This is a genomic window from Sandaracinobacteroides sayramensis (assembly GCF_022014495.1).
Lineage (GTDB): Bacteria > Pseudomonadota > Alphaproteobacteria > Sphingomonadales > Sphingomonadaceae > Sandaracinobacteroides > Sandaracinobacteroides sayramense.
In genome coordinates this window covers 1-8,181 of sequence record NZ_JAKLSQ010000034.1, presented here as the reverse complement: position 1 = coordinate 8,181, position 8,181 = coordinate 1, and the positions used below count along the sequence as shown (strand labels likewise).

Sequence of the window (8,181 nt, the reverse complement as noted above, 5' to 3'; positions counted from 1 at the left end):
GGGCGCGCGCCCCCGCCGCCATCGCCGGCTACGACCAGGGCGTCATCGAGCTCGCCGCGCAGACGCTCGGCCAGCGCCCGGAAAACGCCACCGACGCCGCCGCCGCGCTGGCGGCGGCGCGCAGCTCGGCCGAAGGGGCGGCGCTCGGCGCCCGGCTCAGCTTCGCCGCCGCCGCCGTCGACGCGGTCCCCGGCTCGCGGCTGGAACAGGCGCGGCTGCTGCCGGACGGCGGCCTGCTGTTAACGCTCGGCGGCGCGGCGGAAGCGGTGAACCAGCTTTCCGCCCGCCTCGCCTCTGGCCCGTTCGAGGGCAAGGGCGATGGCACCGCCTTCACCCTGGCCGACAGGCGCGCGGGCACCGCCGCCAGCCGGACGCAGCTTTCCACCGCCATGCTGCGCTTCGTCAGCGCCCGGCAGGATGCCGCCATCGTGCAGATCCGCAAGAATATCGCACCGCTTCCGGCCAGCGCCGTGCGCCAGGCCTTCGTCGCGGCCGGCTTCACCGATGTGGCGATGGCGCCGGGCGCCGGCCATATCAGCTTCCACCTGCCGGCCGCGCGCGGCACGGCGCTGCTGCCGCTGATCGCCGACCTGGAGATGAAGGGCGCCCGCTTCGACGGGGCCAGCCTCAGCCGCAACGCCGATTCCACTCTGAAAGCCGAACTGGCGCTGAAATCATGAGCATCCTCGCGCTTCTCGCCGCCAGCGTGATGGGCCTGACCGAGCTTCCGCCGCAGAAGCCGGTGCCCGGCCGCTGCCTCGTCTTCATCTGGGTGAAGAGCAATCCGCCGCTGCGCCTCGCCATGATCGACGAGACCGCGAAGACCATGCGGCTGCGCAAGGGCAAGCAGATGTTCGATATCTCCGAAATCGCCCCCGGCCAATATGGCGGCCACGGCTATCGGACGACGATGGTGCTGAGCTTCGCCCCCAGCCCCGGAATCACCAACGGCGCCATCATCGAGAGCGGCTCGATGCGGATCGAGCAGGTGGCGCCGAACGGCGCCCCCGCCGGCGAGATCATGACCTTCCCGGTGGGCGGAATGCGCGCCTGCCAATAAGCCGCCAGCCCGGCCAGCCGATCCTCTCAAACGCTATCCAGCAACCGCCCCCGACCTTCGCCACCCCTCACCTGCGTCACCCCGGGCGTGACCCAGCGGCACGCTTCCCCCCAGCGTGGGAAAGAAGCGGGATCCCGGGTCAAGCCCGGGATGACGGAAAATGGATCCATTACCTGTATAGGCTCTCAAACCGCGCAACGAATGCCGGCTCGATCCCCCCCCCCAAAGCTCAGCGCAGCTTGCACTTCCGTTCCTGCGCCACGCCCTTCAGATAGCCGCGCCGCGCCATGCCGGAGGCGACCATCATCCGGAACCGGCGGTCGGCCTCGGCCGCTCCCGTCGCCTCGCGCACGAGCCCGCGAAACGGGATCAGCGAATTGACGATGGACTTCGCCCCCGCCTCCGCCAGCCGTTCCGTCAGCGCGTCGCCTTTCTCGTCCACGGCGTCCACATCCGGGCCGAGATATGTGTCCAGCTCCGCGACCGCCCGCCGCAGATCGTTGCAGTTGCGGATTCCGGCCAGCGTGTAGGGCGCTTTCTGCGCGTCGCGCAGCACCTCGGGCGGATTCTCGCGCATCAGCCCCACGTCCATGATCGGCTGGCGGGCGATATTCTCCGCCTTCTTGCCGATGCGTTCCACATCCCCCTCATCCTGGTTCTGCTGCGCGGCAACGGGGGCCGTGGCCAGCAGCAGCAAGGCCAGGCTAGATATCGAGATTGGCGACAGAAAGCGCATTTTCCTGAATGAATTCCCTCCGGGGCTCTACAATGTCGCCCATCAGCTTAGTGAAAGTCTCGTCGGCCAGTGTCGCATCGCCGATCTCGACTTGCAACAGGGTGCGCGCAGACGGGTCCAGCGTGGTTTCCCACAATTGCTCGGCGTTCATTTCGCCAAGCCCCTTGTAGCGCTGCACCGCCAGCCCCTTGCGCCCGGCCTCCATCACCGCCTCCAGCAGTTCCGAAGGCCGGCGGATGCTGCCGCCAGCCACAGCCCCCGGCCGCAGCCAGGCCGCGGCCTTTTCCGCGGCCAGCGCGTGCAGCTTGCGCGCCTCGGCCGAGCCGACAAAGGCCCGGTCGATGACGAAGGCGTCGGTCACGCCCCGGTCCAGATGCCGCACCACGAAGCCGCCTTCGGCCCCCGGCTCGGCGGACCAGCCGGCCGAGCCCTCGTTCAGCCAGGCGCCCAGCCGCGCGGCGGTCGCCGCCGGATCGGCGGCGTTCGGGTCCAGCGCGCCGGCCAGCGCCAGCGCCTCCACCAGCGCCGGCGGGTAGCGGCGCGGCACATAGGCCATCAGCCGCCGCAGCCGCCGCCCATGCTCGACGAGCGCGCCGAGATCGGCCCCGGTCAGCGTCTCGCCGCCCAGCTCCAGCGCCAGGCCGGAAACGCCGGCCGACACCAGATATTCCTCCAGCGCCGCCTCGTCCTTCAGATAGACTTCAGACCGTCCACGCGTCACCTTGAACAGCGGCGGCTGGGCGATGAACAGATGTCCGGCGCGGATCAGCTCGGGCATTTGCCGGTAGAAGAAGGTCAGCAGCAGGGTGCGGATATGCGCCCCGTCGACGTCGGCGTCGGTCATGATGACGATCTTGTGGTAGCGCAGCTTCTCCACATTGAATTCGTCGCGGCCGATGCCGGTGCCCAGCGCCTGGATGATGGTGCCGATTTCCTTGGAGCCCAGCATCCGGTCGAAGCGCGCCCGCTCCACGTTCAGGATCTTGCCCCGAAGCGGCAGGATCGCCTGGAAGCTGCGGTCGCGCCCCTGCTTCGCGGAACCGCCGGCGGAATCGCCTTCCACGAAGAACAGCTCGGACTTCGCCGGATCCTTCTCCTGGCAGTCGGCCAGCTTGCCGGGCAGCGAGGCGATGGTCAGCGCCGACTTGCGGCTGGCCTCGCGCGCCTTTCGCGCCGCCTCGCGGGCGATCGCCGCCTCGATGATCTTCTGCACCACGGCGCGCGCCGGGCCGGGGTTTTCCTCCAGCCATTCCGCCAGCTTGTCGGCCAGCAGCGATTCCAGCGGCTGCCGCACTTCCGACGAGACCAGCTTGTCCTTCGTCTGGCTGCTGAACTTCGGGTCGGGCAGCTTCACCGAGACCACGGCCGTCAGCCCTTCGCGCATGTCGTCGCCGTTCAGCCCCACCTTCTCTTTCTTCAGCAGGCCGGAGCGTTCGGCGTAATTGTTCAGCGTCCGCGTCAGCGCCGCGCGGAAGGCCGCCATATGCGTGCCGCCATCCCGCTGCGGGATGTTGTTGGTGAAGGCCAGCACCTGCTCATAATAGCTGTCGTTCCACTGCAGGGCGACTTCGATGCCGATATCATCCCGCTGGCCGCGAATGGCGATAGGCTCGGCCATCAGCGAGGTCTTGGTGCGGTCCAGATAGCGGACGAATTCCGTCAGCCCGCCCTCGTAGAACAGCTCCACCTCGCGCCGGTCGACATGGCGCGCGTCCACCAGCGCCAGCCGCACGCCCGAGTTCAGGAAGGCCAGTTCCCGGTAGCGGTGCTCCAGCTTGTCGAAGTCGAACTCGATTCCGGTGCGGAAGGTCTCGATCGAGGGCAGGAAGGTCACCTGCGTCCCGCGCCGCCCGCCCTGCGGCCCGACGACGGCCAGAGGCGCTTCCGGCACGCCATGCTGGAAGCGCATGAAATGCTCGTGCCCGTCGCGCCAGATGCGCAGCTCGGTCCATTCGGAAAGCGCGTTCACCACCGAGACGCCGACGCCGTGCAGGCCGCCCGAGACCTTGTAGCTGTTGCCTTCCTGGTTGTTGAACTTGCCGCCGGCGTGCAGCTGCGTCATCACCAGTTCGGCCGCGGAAACGCCTTCCACCGGGTGGATTCCGGTCGGGATGCCGCGTCCATTGTCCTCCACCGTCACCGAGCCGTCGGCGTTCAATTGGATGAGGATTCGGTCGCAATAGCCGGCCAGCGCCTCGTCGATCGCATTGTCGGAGACTTCGAACACCATATGGTGCAGCCCGGAGCCGTCGTCGGTGTCGCCGATGTACATGCCCGGCCGCTTGCGGACCGCTTCGAGGCCCTTCAAAACCTGAATGGATTCAGCGCCATATTCGCCGCCGGCGGCGGTCGACCTGCTTTCGTCTTCGCTCATGCAAAGTCTATAGGAAACGCGCCTGCGAAACGCCAGCAAAAGCCGCCAATATCAGGCCTTTTCCACCCCGCCACCCGCCACATGGTAGCGTTCCGCCTCCAGCCCCTCGAACAGCGCGGCGTCGGTTCCGGTCAGCCATGCCTGCCCCCCCAGCGCCGAGACACGCTGGAAGAGGGCGCGCCGCCGCTCCGGGTCCAGATGCGCCGCCGCCTCGTCCAGCAGCAGCAGCGGCACCCGCCCGGAGCGCTCGGCGGTCAGCGCCGCGTGCGCCAGCAGGATGGAGATCAGCAAGGCCTTCTGCTCGCCGGTGGAAGCAAGCGCGGCCGGCATCGCCTTTTCCGCATGCGTCACCAGAAGGTCGGCGCGGTGCGGCCCGAAGGTCGCCCGCCCGGCCGCCCGGTCGGCCCCCCGCGCGCCCTGCAACCGCGCCCGAAGGGCGTCCGCCGGCCAGACCTCGGGTTCCGACAAGGCGATCGCCGGCTTCGGAAACACCCCTTCCGGCGCCGCCGCCAGCACCGCCGACAAGGCGGCGACCGTATCCGCTCGCGCCGCCAGCAGCGCCGCGCCATGCTCGGCCATCTGCGCCTCCAGCGCCTCCAGCCAGGCGGGATCGGCCGGGGTGTCGGCGGTCAGCAGCCGCGTGCGCGCCCGCATCGCCGCCTCGTAGCGATTGGCATGGCCGCCATGGCCGGGGGAAAGCGCCAGCACCAGCCGGTCGAGGAACCGCCGCCGGGCGGACGCCGAGTCGGAGAACAGCCGATCCATCGCCGGAGTCAGCCACAATTGCGCCGACCAGTCGGCCAGCGTCGAAAGCGCCGCCGCCGCGCCGTTCACCCGAAGCTGCCGCCGCTCGGGCGCGGCCGGCAGGGTGAAGCTGTGCAGCAGAACCGGCGGCAGCCCCGGGTCGGGCAGCAGTTCGGCGCGGAGCTGGAACCCGCCTTCGCCGCCGGCCGCCGCCATGTGCGAAAGCGCCGCGCCCCGCAGCCCGCGCCCCACCGCCAACAGCGAAACCGCTTCCAGGATGTTGGTCTTGCCCGCGCCGTTCGCCCCCGTCAGCAGCACGAAGCCCGCCCGCCCCGGCTCGATCCGGGTCGCCGCATGGTTGCGGAACCCGCCGAGCGACAGGGACAGAAGATGAACGGGGGCGGCCACGATCGCCGGTCTAGCGGCGGCGCGCGCAAGCGGCTAGAGGCTGGACAAAACCCGCTCCCGACCGGCCCACTCCAACCGAGGACATAGCCGCCCCGATGAACACCATGGCCGAACTCCTGAACTTCGCCGTCTATCTGCTGCAGCTGCTGATCTGGATCATCATCGTCCAGGCGATCCTCAGCTGGCTGGTGGCCTTCAACATCGTCAACCTGAACAACCGCTTCGTGGCCTCCGTCCTCTATTCGCTGGACCGGTTCCTGAATCCGCTGCTGCGCCCCATCCGCAACCTGCTGCCGGACATGGGCGGGATAGACCTTTCGCCGCTGGTGCTGGTGCTGGGCATCATGCTGGTGCAGCGCCTCCTCACCGGCCTCCGGCTGGACATGCTGGTATGATGCTGATCGACGGCAAGGCCCACGCCGCGCGCCTGAGGGCCGACATCGCGCAGGCGGTGATCGCCCGGGGCGCGGCCGGCGCCCGCGCCCCGGCGCTGGCGGTGGTGCTGGTCGGCGACGATCCCGCCAGCCATGTCTATGTGCGCAACAAGATCGCCGCCTGCGCCGAAGCCGGAATCACCTCGATCGAGCACCGCCGCGACGCGGACCTCGCCGAAGCCGAGCTCCTCGCCCTCGTCGAAAGCCTGAACCGCGACGCGCAGGTGGACGGAATCCTCGTCCAGCTTCCGCTTCCCGCCCATATCGACGCGCAGAAGGTGATCGCCGCCATATCGCCCGACAAGGATGTGGACGGCTTCCATCCGGTCAACGCCGGCCGCCTCGCGACCGGGCTCGACGGCTTCGTCCCCTGCACCCCGCTCGGCTGCCTGCGCCTGCTCGAATCGACACTGGGAGACCTGACGGGCGCCGAAGCGCTGGTCATCGGCCGCTCCAACATCGTCGGCCGGCCAATGGCCTCGCTGCTGATCTCGGCCTCGGCCACCGTCACCGTCGCCCACAGCCGCAGCCGCGACCTCCCCGGCCTCTGCCGCCGGGCGGACATCGTGGTCGCCGCCGTCGGCCGCCCGGAAATGCTGCGCGGCTCGTGGCTGAAGCCCGGCTCGACGGTGATCGACGTCGGCATCAACCGGGTGGCGAAGGAATCCGGCACCGGAACGCGGCTGGTGGGAGACGTCTGCTTCACCGAGGCCGCCGAAGTCGCCGCCCACATCACCCCCGTCCCCGGCGGTGTCGGGCCGATGACCATCGCCTGCCTGCTCGAGAACACGCTGAAGGCCGCCAGCCAGGCATGAGCCTGCCCTGGGACCTGTTCGTATCGGCCTTCGTCACGCTGCTGGTGGTGATCGACCCGCCCGGCGCGGCGCCGATCTTCGCCAGCCTCACCGCGCGCTCCTCGCCGGAGGCGCGCAAGGCGATGGCGATCCGCTCGGTGGTGATCGCGTCCGTCATCCTCTTCGGCTTCGCCGCCGTCGGCGAGCCTTTCCTGCGCGCGCTCGGAATCAGCCTGGACGCCTTCCGGGTGGCCGGCGGTATCATGCTGTTCCTGATCGCGCTCGACATGGTGTTCGAAACCCGGGTGAAGCGCCGGGAGGAACGGGCGAAGGCGGTGAACGACGAGGAGACGGAGGATGTCTCCGTCTTCCCGATGGCGATGCCGATGATCGCCGGGCCCGGCTCGATCGCCGCCGTCATGCTGCTCACCGGCAAGGCCGGCGACAGCGTCGAAAAGGCGGCCGTCTATCTGGCGCTTGCGATCGTACTGTTGCTGACGCTGGCCGCCCTGCTCGCCGCCGGCCCGATCATGCGCCGCATCGGCGCCAAGGTGGAGGGGATGATCACCCGCCTGCTGGGCGTGATCCTCGCGGCGCTCGCCGCCCAGATCGTCATCGACGGACTGAAAGGCGCCTTCGGCTGATATCCTATGGTTAACAACGGGAAAGCTTAAGGCGACATATTCTGTCGGCATTTCTGACAATTCCAATCGCGCACGCCGGCGCTTGCGGGCAAGCCCTCCTTCTCCACTCCGGCCATCTGCATCCTGGCACGCTTTATGCATCTATTCCGGCATGCGGCCATATCCCGCCGCGTCAGGGTTGGAGGAATTTCATGCGCATTCTTTTCGTGATGGCGACCATCGGCGTCATCGCCACGCCGGCTGCGGCGGCTTCCTATGTGAATTACGAAGCGCCCGGCGTGCAGAACACCACGGCCGGCTTCACCACCGTCGGCGTCGAAACCTTCGACAGCCGCGCTGCGGGTTCGCCCGCCGGCTTCACCACCGACTTCGGCACGGGCGGAGCGATCCAGGCCACCTACAGCGGCGGCCGCATCGACACGGCCAACCAATATGGCTCCGCCGGCGGCACGGGCAACCATATCGTCACCTTCTCGAACCTGAACCCGATCACCATCGAGTTCACGACGACCCTGCCCGAAGGCCTCACCTATTTCGGCTACTGGCTGTCGGCTCTCAACGCCGGCAATACGCTGCAATTCTACAGCGCCGGCAATCTTGTCGCCACGATCGACACCGGCTCGGTGAAGGGCGAGATCGACTCGCGCGCCAACGCCGCCGCCTATTACGGCAACCCGAACGCGCCCTATGCCGGCAACAATTCGGGCGAGCCCTACGCCTTCCTCAACATCTATTTCACCGATGGCGACAGCTACGACAAGATCGTCATCAGCCAGCTTTCCAGCGGTGGCTATGAATCCGACAACCACACCGTCGGCTTCTACACCCGCGTCGGCGGCGTGCCGGAACCGACGACCTGGGCGATGCTGATCGCCGGCTTCGGCCTGGTGGGCGCGGCGGCCCGCCGCCGCCGCACGATGGCGCCGCGCACGGTCGCCTGACCGGCGGCTTCAGCACAAGAAAAGGGCGCCGGCGACTTGTGTCGCC

General features: G+C 68.7%; 9 protein-coding genes. 6 read left to right on the top strand and 3 right to left on the bottom strand.

The genetic code is table 11. The features are described from left to right. Both L6Q21_RS17275 and L6Q21_RS17270 read left to right on the top strand, forming a co-directional pair. A partial coding sequence (locus tag L6Q21_RS17275; RefSeq protein WP_237832001.1) for a hypothetical protein occupies nucleotides 1–680 on the top strand: 680 nt, incomplete at its 5' end. Next, entirely contained in the window at nucleotides 677–1,060 is a 384-nt protein-coding gene (locus tag L6Q21_RS17270) for a hypothetical protein (protein ID WP_237832000.1), read from the top strand. The genes L6Q21_RS17275 and L6Q21_RS17270, both read left to right, overlap by 4 nt. Before the next feature lie 229 nt (nucleotides 1,061–1,289). Here the strand turns inward: L6Q21_RS17270 and L6Q21_RS17265 are convergent, their stop codons facing one another. Genes L6Q21_RS17265 through recF form a run of 3 tightly spaced genes read right to left on the bottom strand, consistent with a single transcriptional unit; the run spans nucleotide 1,290 to nucleotide 5,322 of the window. Next, nucleotides 1,290–1,757 (bottom strand): hypothetical protein, encoded by a 468-nt coding sequence (locus L6Q21_RS17265; protein ID WP_237831999.1) that lies wholly within the window; start codon nucleotides 1,755–1,757, stop codon nucleotides 1,290–1,292. 7 nt (nucleotides 1,758–1,764) lie between these two features. Then, nucleotides 1,765–4,170 carry a DNA topoisomerase (ATP-hydrolyzing) subunit B gene (gene gyrB, locus L6Q21_RS17260; RefSeq protein WP_237831998.1) on the bottom strand — a complete coding sequence of 802 codons (2,406 nt, stop codon included), beginning with the start codon at nucleotides 4,168–4,170 and terminating at the stop codon, nucleotides 1,765–1,767. A 51-nt stretch (nucleotides 4,171–4,221) separates the two neighbouring features. After that, on the bottom strand, nucleotides 4,222–5,322 hold the full coding sequence (gene recF / locus L6Q21_RS17255; RefSeq protein ID WP_237831997.1) for a DNA replication/repair protein RecF: 1,101 nt from the start codon (nucleotides 5,320–5,322) through the stop codon (nucleotides 4,222–4,224). A 104-nt stretch (nucleotides 5,323–5,426) separates the two neighbouring features. Here recF and L6Q21_RS17250 point away from each other — a divergent pair, with 104 nt between their 5' ends. The 4 genes from L6Q21_RS17250 to L6Q21_RS17235 all read left to right on the top strand — a co-directional run bounded on the left by L6Q21_RS17250 (nucleotide 5,427) and on the right by L6Q21_RS17235 (nucleotide 8,135). Further along, nucleotides 5,427–5,717 (top strand): YggT family protein, encoded by a 291-nt coding sequence (locus tag L6Q21_RS17250; RefSeq protein WP_237831996.1) that lies wholly within the window; start codon nucleotides 5,427–5,429, stop codon nucleotides 5,715–5,717. Then, complete coding sequence (folD, locus tag L6Q21_RS17245) at nucleotides 5,714–6,571, top strand: bifunctional methylenetetrahydrofolate dehydrogenase/methenyltetrahydrofolate cyclohydrolase FolD (RefSeq protein WP_237831995.1); 858 nt, start codon at nucleotides 5,714–5,716, stop codon at nucleotides 6,569–6,571. Before L6Q21_RS17250 ends, folD begins: the two co-directional genes overlap by 4 nt. Further along, nucleotides 6,568–7,194, top strand: coding sequence for a MarC family protein (locus L6Q21_RS17240; RefSeq protein WP_237831994.1), 627 nt, complete (start codon nucleotides 6,568–6,570; stop codon nucleotides 7,192–7,194). The genes folD and L6Q21_RS17240 overlap by 4 nt, the downstream gene beginning before the upstream one ends. 191 nt (nucleotides 7,195–7,385) lie before the next feature. Next, entirely contained in the window at nucleotides 7,386–8,135 is a 750-nt protein-coding gene (locus tag L6Q21_RS17235) for an Npun_F0296 family exosortase-dependent surface protein (protein ID WP_237831993.1), read from the top strand. Nucleotides 8,136–8,181: the final 46 nt, after the last annotated feature.